Origin of the sequence: uncultured Pseudosulfitobacter sp. (assembly GCF_963976325.1) — a bacterium.
Taxonomy (GTDB): Bacteria; Pseudomonadota; Alphaproteobacteria; order Rhodobacterales; family Rhodobacteraceae; genus Pseudosulfitobacter.
In genome coordinates, this window is the sequence record NZ_CAXBJW010000001.1 from 187482 (window position 1) to 207204 (window position 19723).

General features: G+C 61.6%; 14 protein-coding genes. 4 read left to right on the forward strand and 10 right to left on the reverse strand.

Features of this window, described 5'->3' with window-relative positions:
* Nucleotides 1–58 precede the first annotated feature (58 nt).
* Nucleotides 59–1282: a glycosyl transferase family 1 gene (locus AAC077_RS00945; protein WP_339765994.1), complete on the forward strand. Its 1224-nt coding sequence runs from the start codon at nt 59–61 to the stop codon at nt 1280–1282.
* Here the strand turns inward: AAC077_RS00945 and AAC077_RS00950 are convergent.
* From AAC077_RS00950 to AAC077_RS00975, 6 genes are all read right to left on the reverse strand, one after another.
* Nucleotides 1279–2580, reverse strand: coding sequence for a BamA/TamA family outer membrane protein (locus AAC077_RS00950; RefSeq protein ID WP_339765996.1), 1302 nt, complete (start codon nt 2578–2580; stop codon nt 1279–1281). The two genes, AAC077_RS00945 and AAC077_RS00950, sit on opposite strands and share 4 nt — an antisense overlap.
* A 106-nt stretch (nt 2581–2686) precedes the next feature.
* The gene (locus AAC077_RS00955) at nt 2687–3859 is read right to left on the reverse strand and encodes an HlyD family efflux transporter periplasmic adaptor subunit (RefSeq protein ID WP_339765998.1); all 1173 of its coding nucleotides are present in this window, start codon (nt 3857–3859) and stop codon (nt 2687–2689) included.
* Nucleotides 3856–5991 (reverse strand): type I secretion system permease/ATPase, encoded by a 2136-nt coding sequence (locus AAC077_RS00960; RefSeq protein WP_339766000.1) that lies wholly within the window; start codon nt 5989–5991, stop codon nt 3856–3858. Before AAC077_RS00960 ends, AAC077_RS00955 begins: the two co-directional genes overlap by 4 nt.
* A 30-nt stretch (nt 5992–6021) precedes the next feature.
* Nucleotides 6022–7314, reverse strand: a complete 1293-nt coding sequence (locus AAC077_RS00965) for a TolC family protein (protein ID WP_339766002.1) — start codon at nt 7312–7314, stop codon at nt 6022–6024.
* On the reverse strand, nt 7311–8054 hold the full coding sequence (locus AAC077_RS00970; protein ID WP_339766004.1) for a hypothetical protein: 744 nt from the start codon (nt 8052–8054) through the stop codon (nt 7311–7313). Before AAC077_RS00970 ends, AAC077_RS00965 begins: the two co-directional genes overlap by 4 nt.
* Nucleotides 8055–8384: 330 nt before the next feature.
* The gene (locus tag AAC077_RS00975) at nt 8385–10565 is read right to left on the reverse strand and encodes a hypothetical protein (protein WP_339766006.1); all 2181 of its coding nucleotides are present in this window, start codon (nt 10563–10565) and stop codon (nt 8385–8387) included.
* 514 nt (nt 10566–11079) lie between these two features.
* On the opposite strand from AAC077_RS00975, the gene AAC077_RS00980 reads away from it, so the two are divergent.
* The 3 genes from AAC077_RS00980 (at nt 11080) to AAC077_RS00990 (ending at nt 15636) form a co-directional block, all read left to right on the forward strand.
* Nucleotides 11080–12039 (forward strand): TAXI family TRAP transporter solute-binding subunit, encoded by a 960-nt coding sequence (locus AAC077_RS00980; RefSeq protein WP_339766008.1) that lies wholly within the window; start codon nt 11080–11082, stop codon nt 12037–12039.
* Nucleotides 12040–12100: 61 nt separating this feature from the next.
* Nucleotides 12101–13885: a TRAP transporter fused permease subunit gene (locus AAC077_RS00985; protein WP_339766010.1), complete on the forward strand. Its 1785-nt coding sequence runs from the start codon at nt 12101–12103 to the stop codon at nt 13883–13885.
* A 344-nt stretch (nt 13886–14229) separates the two neighbouring features.
* A complete protein-coding gene (locus AAC077_RS00990) occupies nt 14230–15636 on the forward strand; it encodes an HWE histidine kinase domain-containing protein (protein WP_339766012.1) in 1407 nt (468 codons plus the stop codon).
* Nucleotides 15637–15688: 52 nt separating this feature from the next.
* Here AAC077_RS00990 and AAC077_RS00995 read toward each other — a convergent pair whose 3' ends face one another.
* The 4 genes from AAC077_RS00995 to AAC077_RS01010 are packed head-to-tail and all read right to left on the reverse strand — an operon-like array spanning nt 15689 to nt 19525.
* Nucleotides 15689–16525 (reverse strand): heme ABC transporter ATP-binding protein, encoded by an 837-nt coding sequence (locus tag AAC077_RS00995; protein ID WP_339766014.1) that lies wholly within the window; start codon nt 16523–16525, stop codon nt 15689–15691.
* On the reverse strand, nt 16525–17607 hold the full coding sequence (locus AAC077_RS01000; protein WP_339766016.1) for an iron ABC transporter permease: 1083 nt from the start codon (nt 17605–17607) through the stop codon (nt 16525–16527). The genes AAC077_RS00995 and AAC077_RS01000 overlap by 1 nt, the downstream gene beginning before the upstream one ends.
* Nucleotides 17607–18473 (reverse strand): ABC transporter substrate-binding protein, encoded by an 867-nt coding sequence (locus tag AAC077_RS01005; protein WP_339766017.1) that lies wholly within the window; start codon nt 18471–18473, stop codon nt 17607–17609. The genes AAC077_RS01000 and AAC077_RS01005 overlap by 1 nt, the downstream gene beginning before the upstream one ends.
* Nucleotides 18470–19525 carry a ChuX/HutX family heme-like substrate-binding protein gene (locus AAC077_RS01010; protein ID WP_339766019.1) on the reverse strand — a complete coding sequence of 352 codons (1056 nt, stop codon included), beginning with the start codon at nt 19523–19525 and terminating at the stop codon, nt 18470–18472. The genes AAC077_RS01005 and AAC077_RS01010 overlap by 4 nt, the downstream gene beginning before the upstream one ends.
* Nucleotides 19526–19723: the final 198 nt, after the last annotated feature.

Genomic DNA, 19723 nt, shown 5'->3' on the forward strand with positions numbered 1-19723 from the left:
ATCCCATGTGCCGCGCCGCGGCTGTCTGGCATGGGGCTTGGATGAGTTGACCAAACCGGTGATTGTTTTCGTGGGCGCCGTCTATCCGGGCCAGTTCGGGCGGCTGTGCGATTACCTGCGCGAAACGGGCATGGCAGAGGCCTATTTCCTGACCACGCCGGGCCATATGGAGCGCAACCGAGAGCGCGGGCCGCATATTCTGGGGTTCAAGCCGGACGGCAAGATCGTCGGCGATCAAAGCTATTACTACACGTCCAAGGTCGAGCGGTCGGCGCGCATCTCGCGCGGTGTCCTGTCGGCGCTGACCGCGTTCCAGAAACAGCGCAAGATCGACGTGGTGGTGGCCCATTCCCTGTGGGGCGCGCCGCATTTCCTGTATGACGAAATCGACGCCGCCATCGTCAGCTATATCGAATTCCCCAGCTTTCGCGCGCACGGCTGGGACCCGGCCTATCCGCCGGACCAGTCCCAGCGGATGACGGACCGCAACACCGAGATGCTGAATTTCCATCAGGCGCTGTGCAGCGATCTGGTGATCTGCCCCAGCCGCCATGCCAAGCAGATGTTTCCCAAGGCGTTGCAGGCAAACATCGAGGTGCAATTGGAAGGGTTCGACTTTGCCGCGATGCCAGAGGCGGAACCCGACACCCGGGCCCGCCCGTTCACAATCGGGTTTGCCGCGCGCGATCTGTCCTCGGCCAAAGGGTTCGAGACGTTCATGCGCATCACTGACAAGCTGGCAGGGCAGGGCGTGGATGCCCGGTTTGTCGCCTTTGGCGGTGCGGGCGTTGCGACCTATGGCTACGAGGGTCAGGCCGTGCAGCGCCTGCATGACGGTAAGGTCGAAAATTTCCGCGACCATCTGCTGTTGAAATACCCCCGCGCGGCCAAGGTGGTCGAGTTCCCGGGAAAACTACCATATGACGAATTTTCCAAACGGGTCGCCGAGGTTGATCTGTTCCACTATCCGCTGCAATTCGGCGTGGCGAACTGGGGGCTGATCGAGATTCTGGGCCGTGGCGGCTGTGTCATGGCGCCCGACCGTGGCTATGCCGCCGAACTGATCCAGAAAGACATCAACGGCCAGCTTTTGCCCGACGACGACGACGCATGGATCGCGGCGACGCTGGCGTTGAAGGACGATCCCGCCCGCCGGTTGCGCTATGGTCAGGCCGCGCGCGCAATGGCGCGCCAGCAGTATGATCTGTCAGCGGTTGCACCGCGCTACATGGGGTTGTTCAGCCAGGCGATGCAGAACCGCGCGGCCCGCACCGCGTCCTAAAAGCGTGTGCTGATGCTAAGCCCGAACACCTGGGATTCGTCACCCGGCTGCTCTTCGATGGGTGTGGCCACGTAAAGCGAAACAGGCGTTTTGCCCACGTCAAAGACCACGGACAGCCCGACACTGCTGCGCCGGTGCAAGCTGTCGTCGATGGAGCCGCCCAGCGTGTCGTCCAGATCCCAGCTTGCGCCGCTGTCGATAAAGATGCCTGCGCGGAAGGGGGTTTGGTAAATCTCGCCAAAGTCGCGTTGCACTTCGATGGACACTTTGGCGTAGGTGTTGCCGCCCAGGGCGTCGCCGCCGTCGCGCGGGCCGATGCCGCGCGGGGCAAAGCCGCGGAAGGTGTCCGCGCCGGGATAGAACCGGTCGATGGCGCGGGTGGCGTTGCCATCGGTGCCGCTGACCGATCCCGCGTCAAAGCCGAACAGCAGCCGCGTGTTGCTGGACAGCGGGAACTGCATCTGCGTCTCAAGCCGGGTGTCGGAAATCGGGTCGTCCGTGCCGATGTTCCAGAAATACTGATCCAGCCGGATGCGATAACCGAAGCGGTCCCAGTCTTCCTTGCCGTCGCGCGCCTCGGCCGTCTGTTCGTGACGCAGCCCCAGCCGGATGTAGGGCGCTGAAATGCCGTCGGTCTGTTCGCGCACCAACAGCGCGCTGGCCGTCGGTTCAAGATCGTACAGACGGTGATCGCGATACCCGATCCCGGCTTCCAGTTTGGTGGAGGGCGACATTGCCCATGCCAGATAGGTTTCGATCCGGTGGGATTCGTGGGTGTAGCTGCGGTCGTCATAATCGTCGCGCCCGCCCGACAGCTCGAACCCCATGTCGAAATTGCGATTGAACGCTTCGGTGCGGTACAGGTTCAGGCTGTAGCGTTGCACCTCTTCGCCGTACTCAAGGTTGACCGCGCCATATGTCCGGTCAAACAGGTTGTAGCGTTCATAGGACAGGCTGCCGGTCAGCCCGTCCTGAGAGACATAGGCCAGCGTCGCGTCGATGCGTCCGGGGCGGGTGTCCAGTTCTTGCACGTCGATCACCAATGTGTCGCCTTCGCGCGACAAGGCGACCGTTTCAAAAACGCCCGTGGACATCAGGCAGTCTTCGATCGCACGCAGTTCATAGTCGAAATATTCGATGCCTTCCTCGGCACCGCAGGTCGCCTTGATGTCCTGTTCGGGAATGAATTGCGCGCCGCGCACTTCGACGGTGTTGACCATCTGCGACAGGGCAGGGGTGGCCACCGCCAGCGCAAGGCCGAAAGCGCCCGCGGTCAGAAAGGTTCGGGTACGATCCAAGGCGCCGTGGCAGGTGGCGTGGTGTGGTCTGGACAAGGGGCAGTCTCTTTCTGGTCGTATTCTGTCGCAACGGGGCAGGCCAGCAGCGGCCCGTTCCCGCCGGGGGTTATTGTAGCCGCGCCTTCAGCAGCGGGCGGGTGAGATAGCTAAGAACGGACCGTTTGCCGCTTTCGATGTCAACTTGCGCGATCATGCCGGGACGGATTGCAAACTGCTCGCCGCCGCGTTCCAGATAGCTGCGTTCGGTCTTGACCATGACGCGGTAGAAATCCTGTGGTCCTTGCGGCGTGTCCTCTTCGACGGTGTCTTCCGAGATCTGGGTGACCGTGCCGCGCAGGTCGCCATAGGTGGCAAAGTCATAGGCGGTGATCTTGACGCTGGCGGGCATTCCGGGGGCAATAAAGGCCACATCGCGCGGCTGCACTTTGGTTTCGATGATCAGCTGGTCGTCGGTGGGGGTGATTTCCATGATCGGCTCGCCGGGCTGGACGACGCCGCCCAGCGTGGTGATGTCGATGTTATTGACGCGCCCCGCGACGGGTGACCGGATCTCGGTGCGCTGGAATTCGTCCTCTTTCTGGATCAGATCCTGCTGGATCATCAGCAGCTTGGCCCGACGCTGCGCCAGATCCTTGTAGGAATCCTGCACATAGACGTTGCGGGTTTCGCTGATCTTGCCGTCGATCTCGGCCTTTTTCTGTTCCAGTTGCAGCAGGTTGATCTTGCTGACCGACCCCGATGCCGTCAGCGGACGGGTGATGTCGATCTGTTCCTGAATGGCCGTTTGCTCGGCTTGTAACGCGGACAGCGACGCCTCCAGCTTGGTGCGGCGGGCGGTGAACAGGCGCAGCTCGGTCTGCTCGGCGGCGTTCGGTTCAGGGCCAAAGTCCAGTTCCGGCTTTTCCAGAACCTCGGCTTGCAGGCGCGCAACCTCGGCTGTCAGCGCGGTAATCTCGGACTGTGCCGACAAAAAGGCAGATTGCGACCGCGTCGGGTCCAGCCGGGCCAGAACCTGACCTTCCTGAACAATGTCACCTTCGCTGACCTCAAGTTGGGACAAAATCCCACCCTCAAGGCTTTGGATGGTCTGCATACGCCGCAGGGGGATCACCCGTCCGTCGCCGCGTGTGATTTCGTTGATCTGGGCCAATGCGGCCCAGGTCACGCCGATGATCAGCGCCAGAACGATGGTCTGAATGGTCAGCCGCGCCACCCGCAGCGTTTGCCGCCGGTAACTGCCATCCATGTGGCTGGATGTCATGGCATCCGCGCTGCTCATGTGACGGCTTGAACGGGACGGGTTTTAACCGAATTGGCACGGGCCGAGTTCAGGATCTGCATCAGGTCGCCATCCCGCGCCACGCGCCCGTCTTTCAGCACGATGGCCCGTTCGGTCAGCGCCAGCAACTCGCGCTTGTGCGTCGAGATCACCGTGGTGCGCCCCGCCAGCCAGTCTTTCATGTGGCTGATGACCTTGCTTTCGGTGATGTGGTCAAAGGCGGCTGTGGGCTCGTCCAGCAACACGACCTTGGGGTCTTGCAGCAGCACCCGCGCCAGACCGATCGACTGACGCTGGCCGCCGGACACGTTGGCGTTGCCTTGCAGTTGCAGGTCCAGCCCGCGCACGTGGCGGCGCACGAATGTGCCAAGGCCGACGGCATCCAGCGCCGCAAGCAGTTCGTCGTCGCTGTGCAACCCGTGATCCAGCAGCAGGTTGTCGCGCAGGGTGCCCTGAAACAACGCCACGCTTTGCGGCAGATAGCCGATCTGACGACGCCGGTCGATGGGGTCGATCTGGGACAGGGACAGGCTGTCGATCAGCACGCTGCCCGACTGCGGGTCGGTCAGCCCGGCCATCAGGCGCAACAGGGTGGATTTGCCGGCCCCGTTGCCGCCCAGCAGGGCAATGCGTTCGCCCGACCCGATGGACAGTTCCGGGATCGAAATGACCGGCGGCGCTTCGGGGTCGTGGCGGAACACCACATCGTCGATCTTGTAGGCACCGGACAGCGATGACGCGCGCACGAAATGACGGTCGCCGGGGCGCTCAACTGGCAGGGCCATGATCTCGTCCAGCCCTTCCATCGCGGCGCGCACCTGTTGCCAGCGCGCCAGCAAGCCCGCGACCTGACCCATCGGGGACATGGTGCGGCTGGACAGCAGGGTGCAGGCGATCAGGCTGCCGACGGTAAGCTCGCCCGCGCTGATCAGGTAGACACCGGCGATGATCACACCGGCATAGGCCAGTTTCTGCACGGTGCTGACCAGTTGGGTCATGATGTTGGTGATGCTGCGCGTCTTGATCGCCGTGGTGGCCATGGTCGCGGACAGCTGGGCGTGGGCACGTTGCAACCGGCCCTCGGCGCGCGAGGCTTTGACGGTTTCAAGGTTGGAAATGGTTTCCAGCAGCAACCCGTTCAGCGCCGCCGCCTCGCGGGTGTTTTCGCGCGACGCACGGGCCAGTTTCTTTTGCATCAATACGCCGGGCAGGATGGTGGCAATCACACCGGCCAGCACGACGAATGCAATGGGGCCGCCGATGAACCAGATCACGCCGACAAAGATCAGCACGAAGGGCAGGTCGCAGATTGCTGTCACTGTGCCCGAGGTGAAAAATTCGCGCACGGTTGCGAAATCGCGGACCTGATTGGCGAACACACCTGTCGAGGCCGGCTGATGTTTCAGCCGCATGTTCGCAACCTTGTCAAACAGTTGCGCGGACAACCTGAGGTCAAGGTCGCGCCCCGACACGTCCACCAAAGTTGATCGCATCAGCCGCAGGACCAGTTCCAGAACGATGGCAATGCCAACACCGCTGGCCAGAATCCACAGCGTGTCAAAGGCGTTGCTGGGCACCACGCGGTCATAGACCTGCATCGAGAACAAGGCGGTCGCCACCGCCAGGATGTTGGCAGCAAAGGACGCCAGCACAACATCGCGGTAGATCACCCAGTTGCCCAGAACGGGGCCCAGAATCCAGTGGCGTTTGTCCTTGCTTGGCGCGTCCAGCCGGTCCGACACGATGTCGATGGGCTTGGACACCAGAATGCGCCCGTCGTGCTGCGACGCAAGCTCGTTGCGCGACCACATGCTGCGACCGCCGCCCGCCTCGGGGACGATCACCCTGGCGTGGGTTTTGGTCAGGCTTTCCAGAATGACGGTGCGCCCGTTTTTCAGAAACAATAGGGCAGGCAGGCCGTGATCGGGGAAATCGTCAATGTCTTCCCGGCTGATCCGGCAGCTCATGTTGACCCGGCGCAGCGCCAGCGTGGCAAGGCTTTCGCCCGCGGCACCATCCTTGGCCTTGGGCAACCCGTCCATCATCTGGCTGTGCGACGTCGCAACACCCTGCACGCGGCACAGTTCGACAAGGCCTTCGATTAGCGGGTCTGAGGATGCTGCGTCTTTCATGCGAGTTTCCAGTTTGCTTGCGGGGCGCTTCTATTGCGAGGGGGATGCCGCGATGATCAGGGTGCCCAGCACACCCAGGTCATGCGCCGCGCGGTATTCGGTGCGTTTGCGTTCGTCGTAGGTGTTGATCTTGTCGATTTGCGAGTCGTACAGGTCGCGGCCCGTTGTCAGCAGGTCCAGCAGTTCGCGCTGACCGCCGATGAATTGCTGTTCATAGTTGTCCAGAACCCGCTGCGCTTCGGCCAATTGCTGACCCCGCGCGTTTTCGGTGGTGCGCAGAATGGTGATCTGTTGGCGGGCGCTGGATGCGGTGTTGGTCAGGTCACGTTCGACCGAAACAAGCGAGGACTTGGCCGCTTGCAGGTTCAACTCGGCCGATTGCACCCCACGTTTGCCCAGCCCGCTTGAGCTGAGATCGACGCCGGTGGAAATGCCGATGGCGGTGCGGCTTCGGCCGCCGTTCAGGTCGGCGCGGCCCTGGGCCTGCAGTTTGATCGTGGGCAGGCGCGCGGCCTTGGCGGTTTGCACGCCTGCTGCTGCCTCATCGGCGGCGGCGCGGGCCGCGATATAGGACGGTGCGATGTGCACGGCCGAGCGGACCTTGGCGGGTTGCGCATAGCGGCTGGCAAAACCCAGATCGGGGGCTGACTGAACACCGGCAACCGGCTGTCCTACCAGAAATTCGATTTGCGACAGGGCAATGCGGCGGTTTGCAACCAGTTGCGCCAACTGATCCTCGGCGCGGGCAATCTCAAGCCGGGCGCGGGCGACCTCGCCGTTGTCACTGATGCCTGCCGTGGCACGATCCTGCGCCTGCCCCGAAATCCGGCGCGCAAAGGTCGTATAGGCCCGTGTACGCGCAATTTTCAGGTCGATGATCTCAATATCAATGAAGAACTCGGCCACCAGCAGCGACAGCCCCTCGACCTCCATTTTCAGGTCCGACACAGCCTGAACGCGCACGTGCGAGGCGGCGTTGATCTTGCTGCGGATCAGGCCCCAGTCGTACAGCACCTGCGAGACGGTCAGCGTGATGCCGGCGCCGTTTGAATCGGTGGTCGAACTGTCACCCGAAAGGCTGATGCTGGGATAATATTCATCTCGGGCGGCCTGAATGTCGATCGAACGGCTTGCAACCGTCTGACGAAGCGCCGCCACATTTCCGTCACGTTCCGTCGCCCGCAAAACAGCCGTTTGCAACGACATCTGCGCGGCGGCGGGCATCGCCATGATCACGGTCAACAACGCTGCGGCCAGCGGCGCGAAACGGATGCGCGGGCGCTGTGTCGGTTGGTTCGGATTGGGCCGTGTCAGCGCGATCATCCAGTGATCTCCGTCATAAGGTCAGCCAGCAGTTCATCTTGCGGGTCGGGGATGTACAGCGAGCCTGGGTCAGGTGACTCTGACTCAAGAAAACCGTAAGTTTCTGTCAATTTGGTGGCATTTTCGTCACCAAATTCTGAAGACGGCGCTTCCTCTTCAGAGGGGTGAGGTTCAAAGTCCCATGGTTGCAGTGCGGCGTCTTCGGGCCCCGTTAATGCGTCAATGACTTCGACCAGATCTGTTTCCGTTTCAGGCTGGGTGCTTTGCGCCGTGCGGGCAGGGGTTGCGTCGCTGTCATCACCCGACAGAAAACCAATGCCGCTGCCCAGCGAAAAGCCGGCGCCTGCGAACAGTGCGGTGTTGTCCCAGTCACCTGCGGTGCCCGTACCGTCATCTTCGGCAGACGCTGTATCGGCGGCGGCAACACCCTGCGGGGCTTGCATCCCTTGGGTGAATTCACTGTCTTGCGGAATGTCGGGTTCGGGCGCCATCAGCCCGGTCACGACGGGGGTGCCGCTGGCCGACAGCAGCCGACTGAAGTCGCCATCGGGCCCAATGACAAAAAAGTTTTCGATAGTTTGGGTTTCGCCGTTCGCCAGGCGCACAACCAGATCTTGTCCGGCTTTTTCCGTGCCAAGAACGGGCGCGCCAACTGAGACGTCGGTTGGTTCCGCCAGCACACGGCGGGAACTGACTGACGCTGCACTTGCTTGTTCTGTGCCCTTTGTTTGCGTGGTCACTCCAACAGTCACTGCCATCTCACAAAAATAACTACTCTTTTACCGGCTTTACGTCCCTCAACAGAATGGCTGCCAACTTAAGATTGTAGCCGTATCTTTTGGGGTCAACTGATTTTCTTTTGACAGCCAACGAACTATGGCTGAAACTTTAACCAGTTGTTAACCTTTTTCAAGCAAGAGTTTATGGTTTAGGTTGTATTTTTAGACGCACGAATGGCGTCAAAGTTGTTTTTACTGATTAAATTTAATACATTAAAAGGTAAAGCCCCGCTGTCGTGGAACCCCAATTTTCACCGTAGCAACACGTTTAGGTTGCCAATTTGGCTGCAATTAAACAGCGTCGTTGTCTGATGAACTATCAAACAGTCCATCCAAAAGAGATGTTTCGGCGTCGCCGCCTGTGTTGAAGAGAGTGTTCATTGCGTCATCGACCGCGTTGTCGACCAGCAAGCCGCTGCCCTCGGCATCGGACAGCAGGCCGTCACCGTCAGGTGCCGCGGCGTCCAGCAGGTCGTTGAACGTATTCTGCTCACCCAGCACGTCTTCAACGCCACCGGCAAGGATGTCATTCAGCAGGTCGTCAATTTCGGGGTCGGGTGCCGCGCCGTCACCCGAAGCCGCGTCCTCGAACAAACCTTGATCGACAAGCGTTCCGGTCAGGCTGGCATCGCCGCTTAGGCCCGCAAAAAGATCATCGGCCCCGACGTCGGTGTCCACATCCACATCAAGGCCAAAGATGTCCTCCTCTCCCAGAAGGCCACCAAAAACAGAAGCTTCAGCACTGTCGCCGCCGCCGCCAAAGCCCAGCAGGCTTGTAGGGCTGTCGCCGCCGATCAGCGTGTCCAGGAACCCGTCATCACCGTCCAAAATGCCGTCTTCGCCGATCAGGTCCTCGACCAGAGGGGTGAGGCCGCTGGTCACGTCCTCGACGACGGTTTCCACTGGCGCGGATACGGTTTCGATCAGGTCGTCGTTTGTATCGGTGACGGTTTCCAGCGGTGCGGATACGGTGTCGATCAGGTCGTCGGTTGTATCGGTGACGGTTTCCAGCGGTGCGGTTACGGTGTCGATCAAGTCATCGGTTGTGTCGACGACGGTTTCCAGCGGCGCGGACACGGTGTCGATCAGGTCATCGGTTGTGTCGACGACGGTTTCCAGCGGTGCGGATACGGTTTCGATCAGGTCGTCGGTTGTGTCGACGACGGTTTCTACTGGCGCGGATACGGTGTCGATCAGGTCGTCGGTTGTATCGACGACGGTTTCCACAGTGTCCGTCACAACATCTGTTAGGGGGTCAATGCTGTCCACGACGACTGAAACGGGGTCATCCAAGACGTCGGGGCTATCATCTTCAGTGATCCCGCCAAGAATGCCACCGACCAGGGTTCCAACGATGCCATCGTCTCCCAGCACCGTGTCAACGACAGTGCCGACAACCCCATCATCACCCAGAATGGTGTCCACGATACCATCGTCACCCAGGACGACATCGACCACGCCGTCGTCGCCCAGCACGGTGTCGACCACAGTTTCAACAACTCCGTCGTCACCCAGAACGGTGTCCACGATGCCATCATCGCCCAGGACAACATCGACCACGCCGTCGTCGCCCAGCACGGTGTCGATCACGGTATCAACGACCCCGTCATCACCCAGAATGGTGTCCACGATGCCATCGTCACCCAGGACGACGTCAACCACGCCGTCGTCACCCAGCAGTGTATCAACAACGGTATCCACGACGCCGTCTTCACCCAGCAGTGTGTCAACAACGGTGTCCACGACGCCGTCTTCACCCAGCAGTGTGTCAACAACGGTGTCCACGACGCCGTCTTCGCCCAGCAATGTGTCAACCACGGTGTCCACGACGCCGTCTTCGCCCAGCAATGTGTCAACAACAGTGTCCACGACACCGTCTTCACCCAGCAGGGTGTCGGTCACAGGCATGGGCGGAGGGGAGGAGGGCGTGTCGTTTGAAACTTCGGGTTTCGGCGACGATGGAGTGTGCAGTGTCGGGTCGGTGTCTTCGCCCGGCTTTACGGATTGCTTGAAATAGGGCTGATCATCTTGCGACCCGTGCAGCGGTGCCGCGCCCAGGCTGGCCATTTTCGGTTCGGCGGCGGCATCGGTCGTGTCGCCCACGGCAGCAGATTCGGCCGCCACGTCCAGGCTGGCGATCTCAAAGGGGTGCGCCGTAGCGTTCCCGCCGTCTTGATCCGCGTCCAGAACGGTCTGGTCCTGCGCCGCAGGGGTCTTGTCGGCGGCTTTCGCGTCGGGAACAGGTGCGTCACCCTCGGGGAGCGTCTCGGCAAAAGCCTGCAATCCATCAGGCGACCCGCTTTGCAAGGCAAGACCCATGCCGATGGCGGTTGCCGTCGCCGACACACCGTTCAGGCGTCCGCCCTTGTCGTCAGCGTTTTGGAGGGTGCGTCCGGGCAAGCTCAGGCCGTTGGCCTGATCGCCAACAGCCGAACGCACCTGAGTGCCACTGAGATTGTCACGCTTGCCCACTTAGGCAACTCCATTATAGCCTGCGCTGTGCGCAACCGAAGCTTTAGACGCTGTAAGGCGGGCCGCCAGACGTGCGCGAACCCTGTCCTATTTGCAAACTTAGTATGGCATATAGTGAACTCTCGCGGGGGAATCCATACTTAAGCTTCAGTTTAGATACTATAGTATGCGATATTGTGATGTTTTCGCAAGCCAGAAGTCGTTATCCAGTAAAATAGCTGAATTTACTGACGGAAAAACCTATCCATAAGTATGTATTGGCGTTGATTTGAGTTGGTGGGTGTTGGCCCGGGCGGGTTTCGCGCGACTCGGGCCCGGTTGCGCTTCTGCGCTTTCTACGCCGCGCCATGGCAAGAGGTTGCCCTTGTTGCAGTGTTTCTGACATTCTGCGCGCGTTGATTGATGATCAAAGCACATCCGCACGTTGACACAGGTCCAGCTTAGACGTTCTTTGCAGCACCGAATTTGTCGACCCGATACCCATCACAGGTTCCATCTTGAAGGAGGAGTTAAGATGAACGCTTTTGTAAAAACCGCTCTGGCTGCATTGGCTGTGAGTGCCCTTGGACTGACAGCCGCATCAGCCGAAACCCGCATCACCTATAAATCCGCAAAGACCGGTTCGTCCTATTACCAGATGGGCGTTGAACTGGCCGAGGCGATGAAAGCAGGCACTGACGGCGCGCTGATCGTTACCATCGAAGAAAGCCAGGGTTCGGTTCAAAACGTCATGGAGGTCAAAGCGCGCGGCGCCGACTATGTCTTTACCACGCCACCGGCGCTGGTCGGTCTGGCCCAGCAGGGCAAGGCCATGTTCGAGGGCAAGGGCGACCCCAAGTTCGACGACATCCGCGCCCTGTTCCCGATCCCGTCGCTGACCATGCATTTCGTGATGTCCGCCGACAGCGGGGTCACCGACCTGATGGGGATGGACGGCAAACAGATCCTGCTGGGCAAGGGATCGTTCGGTGCCACCGAGGGCGAGAAATACATTGAAACCTTCGGACTGGCCGACAAGGTCAAGATTGCCGATGCCGAACTGTCCAACGCTGTGGCGGCGCTGAAGAACGGCCAGATCGACGGGTTTGTCACCGCAGGCTCGTGGCCCGCGCCCAACGTGATCGAAGCGGCGGCCTCGACCCCTGTGACCGTGCTGTCGCTGACCGACGACCAGATCGCGCAAACCGGCCGCACGAAACTGGTGATCCCGGCGGGCACCTATGCCGGTCAGGACGCCGACATTCAAACCACATCGCTGCCGGTTGTGGCCTATGCGACCGCCGCTATGGATGACGACACGGCCTATGCGCTGACCAAAGCCTTCTGGGACAGCAAGGCCAAGCTGGGCGACACATCGCCATGGTGGAACGGTGTGGACCAGACCCTGATGGCCAACATCGCAGGCAAGATTCACCCCGGCGCACAGCGTTACTATGAAGAGGCAGGCATTGCCCTGACCGACGCGCAAAAGTAATGCGTCCTTCGCAGGTCGGGGTCATTCCCCGGCCTGCACTTTCCAAGCGATGGGCACCCCGATGGATATGCTTCCCAAAGGCCGCGTGCACGCGGCGTTCTGGCTTGTGCTGGCGACGGCTCTGGTCGGCTATCATCTGGCCCTGATCTTCTCGGGTCTGGTGCCCAATCTTGTCAGTCGCCCGCTGCACATGGCGTTCATCCTGCCGTTTATTCTGGTGCTGGGTGCGACGGGGCCAGCCAGCCGCATCAGCGGTGCGATCATCGCCATCCTCGGTGTGGCCGCGGCCCTTTGGATCGCGCTGAACAGTGACCGGCTGGGTGACCAGTACGGGTTTCTCGAGGGCAACTTCCAGATCATCATCGCCGTCGTCCTGTTGGCTGTCACGCTCGAGGCTGCCCGCCGCGCCATTGGCTGGCCGCTGCCGCTGGTGGCCGGCACCGCGCTGCTGTACGGGCTGTTCGGCCAGTATGTTCCGGGGCAGTTCGGCCATTCCGGCACCCCGATCAACAGCTTTCTCGGCACGCTGACCATTGCCGAAGGCGGCATCTGGGGGTCACTCACAGGTGTGTCCGTCAGCGTCGTATCTATATTCGTGATTTTTGGCGCGGTTCTGAACGCAGGCGAAGCGGGGCAGGGGTTCATGAACGTCGCCGCCGCCTTTGCCGGGCGCCTGAACGGCGGCGCTGCAAAGGTGTCGGTTATTTCCTCGGCGCTCTTTGGCTCGATTTCCGGCTCGGCCTCGGCCAATGTGGCCTCGACCGGTGCGATCACGCTGCCCGCGATGACCAAGCTGGGCTATCCCAAACGTCTGGCCGCGGCGGTCGAGGCCGTGGCCTCATCCGGCGGGCAGATCATGCCGCCGCTGATGGGGGCGGGGGCCTTTGTCATGGTCGAGCTGACGGGCGTGCCCTACACGGCGATCATGTCCGCCGCGATCCTGCCTGCGTTTCTGTATTTCCTGGCCGTCTGGGTTGGCATCAACGCCTACGCGCGCCGGTTTGATCTGAAAGGCGTCGATGCCGCAGACCGCCCCGCGCGCCGCGATGTGATCGTGACATCGCTGTTCTTTCTGGTGCCGTTCACGGTGCTGTTGTGGGGCATGTTCGGGGCAAAGTTCACGCCGGAATATGCCGCCGCGCTGGCGATCCTTGCGGGCGCGCTGCTGCTGTTCGTGAACGGCAACCTGCAATGCAAACGCGAACAGGTTGCCGCCCGCTTTGCCTCTGCCGTGGTCAACGCCGCACGGCAGGTGTCGATGATTGCGGCGATCATCCTGTGCGCTTCGATCATCATCGGGGTGCTGTCGATCACCGGTCTGGGGGTCAAGGTGACCTCGCTGATCCTGGAAGGTGCGGGCGGGCTGCTGTGGCCGTCGCTGTTGCTGACCGCGCTGGCCTGCCTGATCCTGGGGATGGAGGTGCCGACGACCGCCGCCTATGTGATCTGCGTTTCGGTCGCAGGGCCTGCGCTGACGCAACTGGGGCTGGAGCCGTTGCAGGCGCATCTGTTCGTGTTCTGGTTTGCGCTGCTGTCCACGATCACCCCGCCGGTGTGCGGCGCGGTCTTTATCGCCGCTGGCATGATCGGTGAAAACTGGCTGAAAGTTGCCCTGACCGCCATGGCGCTGGGCATTGGCCTGTATATCATCCCGCTGGGCATGGTCGCCAACCCTGACATGCTGCGGCTGGCCGAAAGCCCCGTGGCCGCCGTGATTGCCACGCTGCGTGTGGCGCTGGGGCTCAGCTTGATCTCTTACGGCCTGATCGGTGCGCGCAAGCTGGTGCCCACCGTGCTGATGGTGGCCGCCGGCCTGTGTGTGGTGTTCTCGGGCGTTTACGTCTGAGCTTTGGCGTTGGTTCGTGACCGACCCGTTGCCACCCCGCTGCAGCGCGAGGCAAAGCGCATACCGTGCGATAAGAGGGGGCCAAATGCGGCCCTGCGTGCAGGAATACGCAGGGGGCGATTGAATTCCCAGATCGGGCAGGCGCGCGATTTGTTCCCGACTTTTTGCAAAGGCTGCCGCGAGAGTATTCATTTCGCATAAAGATTTGTTTTTATGCGCTTTGCCCGCCTCTGCTTCATGCTCGGTTATCCGCCGTTTCATGATGCTTGTCGGCAGCAAAGGCTTTTTTCTGGAAAAACTGTCCTATATCGTTCCGGAACAGATATTTTATTGAGACGCGAATTATGAAGAAATCAAGTTTTCTGGAAAGCGGTGTCGATCACCTTGACCTTCTGTTGGCCACGTCCGAAATCGGCATCTGGGAACTGGATGCGACCACCGGCGAAGCAGAGCGCAATCTGAGGCACGACCAGATTTTCGGACATGATGAACTTCTGGACCGCTGGAGCGGCGAAATTTTTCTGAGCTACGTGATAGAGGAAGACCGCGAGCGGGTGGGTGATCTGTTGAATGCGTCACTGACAGAGGGAAAACCTTGGTCTTTTGAAACCCGCATACGTCGTGCAGATGGTGTCGACCGTTGGATCAGTGCCCGGGGCGTGCCGAAGTTTTCCGACACGGGCAAGGTCACCAAGCTGATCGGTCACGTGCTGGACATCACCGAGACAAAGCAGAGCGAGGACCGCCTTAGACTGCTGTCAAAAGAGCTGAACCATCGTGTTGCGAACACCTTTACGATCATGAATTCGATGATCCGGCACGCTTCGAAAAAGGCGAGCAACGTTGAACAGCTTGCCGAGACGCTGACAGAGCGGTTGGCGGCCCTTGCCCGGTCGAACAGGGTATTGGTCGCCGAAGAGGCGGAACGGTCCAGCCTTCTGGAAATCCTGAACATGGAGCTTGAGGCGTTTTCGGGATGGCAGCGGCGCATATCCATCAGCGGTGAAACCCGTGTCTGGTTTTCGGGCGAGGCCTCTGAAGCGCTTGCGTTGATCTTCCACGAACTGCTGACCAATGCCGTGAAACACGGGGCGCTTTCGGTGCCATCGGGGCGTGTGGACGTGACCGTCAGCCAAGGCAGCGGCAGGCAGGTTTGCGTGAAATGGACTGAAACAGGGGGGCCTTCGCTGGCGGGTGAACGTCGCAAAGGGATCGGGTCGACCATTTTGCAAAACGCCATGCGCGATCAAGGCACTGTGACACTCGATTTTGCCCCTGATGGGCTGATCTGTGACATCGTGATCAACGACAGCTTTCAGCGCGAAGTGCCTGACACACCTGTGGTGCCTTCCGAGGAGCCACAGGAACATGAATATGAACAGCCCGTCGTCGAAAATCAGACGTTTTCGGGTCAAAGGATCATGGTCGTCGAAGATGACCCGATCATCGGTCTGGACATCTCCGAGACATTGAAATCGCGCGGGGCGCAGGTAATCGGGCCGTGCACGACCGTGGCAAGTGCGTTGAAAGCGATACGCGACAAACCGGACGCTGTTTTGCTGGACGTGAACCTGGGGCAGGAAACCACGGATGCGGTGGCTTCGCAGCTTGCGGATCTGTCGATCCCGTTTCTGGTGCTTAGCGGTCAGTTGGACAGCTCGGATCTGGGCGATGCGTTCCGGGGCGTATCGGTCATGAGCAAACCCTTTCGGGAGCGTGACCTGGTAAGCGCGCTTTACCGTCTGGTTTGACGGACACGACAAGGGCGCCTTGTGCCTGTCGACATGGTGCAACGCCTGTCTGTCACGCCACAGACATTTTGAGGCTGTCCTTCAAAGTCTCGGGTTGTCCTGTCGGCTGATCGTCCAGCCTTGCCGATTGCGGCAGCATGAACCATCCCCCGTCCGCAGGGGCAGTGCCGGTCCGGATGTCGCAGCCATATGCGCGCGAAACCTGGGCATCGGTCAGCACCTGTGACGGGGTGCCGTGGCCGATGATCCGGCCGGACTGCATCAGCACGATCTGATCGGCGAACATCGCGCTTAGGTTCAGGTCATGCATCACGGCGACAACGCCGCCGCCTGCACGGGCAAAGTCGCGGGCGATTTGCATGACCGTCAACTGATGGCCGATGTCCAGGCTCGACACCGGCTCGTCCAGAAACAACCAGCGCGGCACGCCGCTGACCACGGGCCGCCATACCTGACACAGCACGCGCGCCAGTTGCACACGCTGTTGTTCGCCGCCCGACAGCTCTTGGTAAAAGCGGTTGGCATAGCCGTCCAGGCCGACCCGCGACAAGGCGGTCAGCGCCAGCCGGTCGTTGGTCTCGATCCCGCCGCGCAGGCCCAGACGCACGACTTCGACCGCCTGAAACGGGAACGCCAGCGGCGTTGCCTGGGGCAGCACGGCGCGCTGGGCGGCCAGATCATAGGGTTTGGCCGTGGCGATGTCGGTGTCGCCCAGCGTGATCGTCCCGCCAAAGGCCACGTCGCCGGTCAGTGCGCGCATCAGCGTGGTCTTGCCCGACCCGTTGGGGCCGACGATGGCGGTCAGGGTGCCGGGGCGTGCGGTCATGTCCAGCCCGTGCAGCACCTGTTTGTGGCCGTAGCTGACCGAGATGTTGTTCGCTTTCAGCATCACATATCCACCAATCCGCGTTTGCGCAGCAATATCCATAGAAACACCGGCGATCCCAGCAGGGCCGTCAGGATACCGATGGGCAATTCAGCAGGGGCCACGACCACCCGCGCGATCATGTCCGCCACCAGCAGCAGTGACGCACCCAGCAGGCCCGCGTTCACCAGCAACCCGCGATGGTCCGGCCCGGTGGCCAGCCGCAGCAGGTGCGGGACGACGATGCCGATAAACCCGATGCCGCCCGAAATGGCGACGGCGGTGCCGGTCGCGGCGGACACGGCCAGAATGGCCACGGTCTTTGTCCGTTCAACCGGAATGCCCATGTGGTGCGCGGCAGCTTCGCCCAGGGCCAGACCGTTCAGGCCCCGCCCCAGGGTGCAGGCCAGCGCCACCGACACCACGATCACCGGTGCTGCGATGCTCAGCTTGACCCAGGATGCACCGGCCAGCGATCCAAGCGACCAGAAGGTCAGTTCGCGCAGTTGCATGTCATCGGCCAGAAAGATCAGCACACCGGAAAAGGCGGCGAACAGCGCGCCAAGGGCGATGCCCGCCAGCAGCATCGTCGCCACTGATGTGCGCCCTGCGCGGGTTGATACGCGGTACAGCAGCAACATCGACCCCCAAGCGCCCAGAAAAGCCGCCACCGGCAACAGGCCCGCACCCAGCGTGGATTGCACCACCGCTGGCAGCGCCGCCCCCAGCACGATGATGCTGATGGCCCCCAGAGACGCACCCGAGGTCACACCGAGGATGCCCGGATCGGCCAGCGGGTTGCGGAACAGCCCTTGCATCACTGCGCCCGATACGGCCAGCGCGCTGCCAACGCAGATGCCCATCACCAGACGCGGCGCACGGATGTCCCACAGCACCACCCGTTCGGTCAGGGTCAGCGCCTCTCCCTGCGCCAGTTTGATCAGGGCGCCCCACAACGATGTGCCGGATGCCCCCACAGCCAGACTGGCCAGCGACACCAGCAGCAGCAACAGGCCCAGCCAGATGTGCGCGCGCCGCGCGGTGCTGCGCCTGTCGACAAAGGGCGCGTGAACAGCAGCCCCGACAGCGGTGTCGCTGGCCATCATCAGCTTTGCCCCTGCAATGCGTCATGCAGCGTCTGTGCCGCCTGCGGGGTGCGCGGACCAAAGCCCAGCAGCAACAGCCCGTCCATCTTGACCAGTGCGCCCGCTTGGGCCGCCGGGGTGGTGGACATTTCGGGCATGGCAAACAGCGCCTCGGCGGTGCTGGAATGATCGCCCTCGCGGTCCATCATCAGCACCACGTCAGGGGCGGCGACAGAAATCGCCTCGGCCGTCAGTTGGCGGTAGCCTTCGAACTGGTCGATGGCGTTGACGCCACCGGCCAGTGAAATAATCCCGTCCGCCGCCGTGTTTGTCCCCGACGCCATGATGCGCCCGCCTTGGGTGCTCAGCACGAACAGAACCCGCTTGGGCGCGCCCTCGGATTGATCCACTTGCAGTGCCACGTCGTCGAATGCGGCCTGCACTTGATCGTTCAGCGCCTGTGCCTTGTCCGGCACGCCCAAAGCGTCGCCAATCGCAGTGATCTTGGTCAGCACCCCATCCGCCGAAAAGGGCGCAGGCACCACCACCATCGGAACCGACGCGGCCTGAAGCACCGAGATCGTCTCGGGCGGGCCTGCGCCCGGTTCGCTCAGGATCAGCGTCGGCTGCACGCTCAGCACGCCCTCGGCGGCCAGCGCGCGCATATAGCCGATGTCGGTCAGCTTTTCTGCCGCGGCGGGAAAGGTCGAGGTGGAATCGCGCGCCACCAGACGGCTTTCCTCGCCCAGGGCATAGACGATTTCGGTCGTGGCCCCGCCAATGGCGACGACACGGCTGGTGTCATAGCTGTCGGCAAAGGCCGTCATCGGCAGTGCGGACGCCAAAGCCGTGGTCGCCAGCGCCCGCAAAAGCGTTCTGCGTTTCATTCTGCCGCCTCCAGCTCCAGCGCGGGCAGGGCATCGACGATGGCGCGCCATGCGGGGCGGCTGTCGTAATCGTCCTTGCGCACGCCAAAGACCTGAAAGATCAGCCCGCCGTCAGCGTCGAATGCCTCGATCGACACGGCCTTGCCGCGCTGGGTGGGCTTGTCGACGGCATAGACTTCGGCCACGTGGTCCAGACGCAGGTGCAGGTTGAAACCGGGGTCCATCACGTTCTGCCAGGGGCCCATCGGCTTGAGGGTTTGAATCGGGCCGGTGTGGATCTGGATACAGCCACGGTTGCCGACAAAGACCATCACTTCGATGCCCGCCGCCTGCACGTCGTTCAGCATCCGGTCAATTGCACCGGTCGCCAGCGGACGCACGAAGGGCGCGCCAACGATGCGGTATGCGCCCAGACGGTTCATCCGCAGCTTGGACGTCAGGCGCATGAACTGGTGGGTGTCGGTCATCTTGGACCATTCCGATTGCAACACGTCCAGCTTTTCGGGGTTGGGTTTCGCAGCTTCGGTTGGTGCACGCGCGGCCAGGTCCAGATGCGTGGGCTGGTCGGGCAGGGCGGCCTCGGCCTTGGCGGCGTCCCATGCGGGGACAAAGGCGTCGTCGCGCAGGAAAATCTTGTGCACCGCGTCGCCGGCGGCATCAAAAACCTGAAGACTGCGGCGCAGCCCTGCATCAGTTGTCTTTTCCACCATGAAGGCGTGGCACCAGTGCGACGGGAACATGCGCAGGTCGATCTTGTCGTTCAGCACCATCGCAGCGTGCGCACCAGAGGTGTAGTTGGCGTAGCTGCCGACCTTTTCGTTCACGCATGACACGTTGCGCGTCAGCGCCATGACCTCGCCCAACTGGCTGGCAATGGCCATGATGTTGTCGGGATGCGGCGCGATGTGCGTGACGCCCTGACCTGTGTGCGCGGCAATCAGTTGCGCCTCGGTGATGCCAAGTTTGTCGGCAAGATCGCGTTCGCGCAGATTGGCGTGTTCGATGCGTGCCGTACGAATGTCGTCGGCGGATGGTTGTGTGCTTAGGCCCATGATGTCCCTCGGGGTTGCTCAGTGTGATGGGATGAACTGGCTGCGGCCCGGGGTGCGGGGGGCGTGGCTGGACAGGGTCGAAAACCGCCGTCTTTAATTCTTGACAGTTTTAGTATGATTAAATAGTGGACTGCAAGCGACAAGTTTTGAACTTGCCGAGAAATCAAAATCAAACGCCAAGCCAGCCCTTTCGCAAGC

Coding starts and splice junctions, on each gene's coding strand:
- AAC077_RS01000 (WP_339766016.1), bottom strand. CDS start 17,607: ATGATGGCCAGCGACACCGCTGTCGGGGCTGCTGTTCACGCGCCCTTT.
- AAC077_RS00985 (WP_339766010.1), top strand. CDS start 12,101: ATGGATATGCTTCCCAAAGGCCGCGTGCACGCGGCGTTCTGGCTTGTG.
- AAC077_RS01010 (WP_339766019.1), bottom strand. CDS start 19,525: ATGGGCCTAAGCACACAACCATCCGCCGACGACATTCGTACGGCACGC.
- AAC077_RS01005 (WP_339766017.1), bottom strand. CDS start 18,473: ATGAAACGCAGAACGCTTTTGCGGGCGCTGGCGACCACGGCTTTGGCG.
- AAC077_RS00980 (WP_339766008.1), top strand. CDS start 11,080: ATGAACGCTTTTGTAAAAACCGCTCTGGCTGCATTGGCTGTGAGTGCC.
- AAC077_RS00990 (WP_339766012.1), top strand. CDS start 14,230: ATGAAGAAATCAAGTTTTCTGGAAAGCGGTGTCGATCACCTTGACCTT.
- AAC077_RS00960 (WP_339766000.1), bottom strand. CDS start 5,991: ATGAAAGACGCAGCATCCTCAGACCCGCTAATCGAAGGCCTTGTCGAA.
- AAC077_RS00965 (WP_339766002.1), bottom strand. CDS start 7,314: ATGATCGCGCTGACACGGCCCAATCCGAACCAACCGACACAGCGCCCG.
- AAC077_RS00995 (WP_339766014.1), bottom strand. CDS start 16,525: ATGCTGAAAGCGAACAACATCTCGGTCAGCTACGGCCACAAACAGGTG.
- AAC077_RS00955 (WP_339765998.1), bottom strand. CDS start 3,859: ATGAGCAGCGCGGATGCCATGACATCCAGCCACATGGATGGCAGTTAC.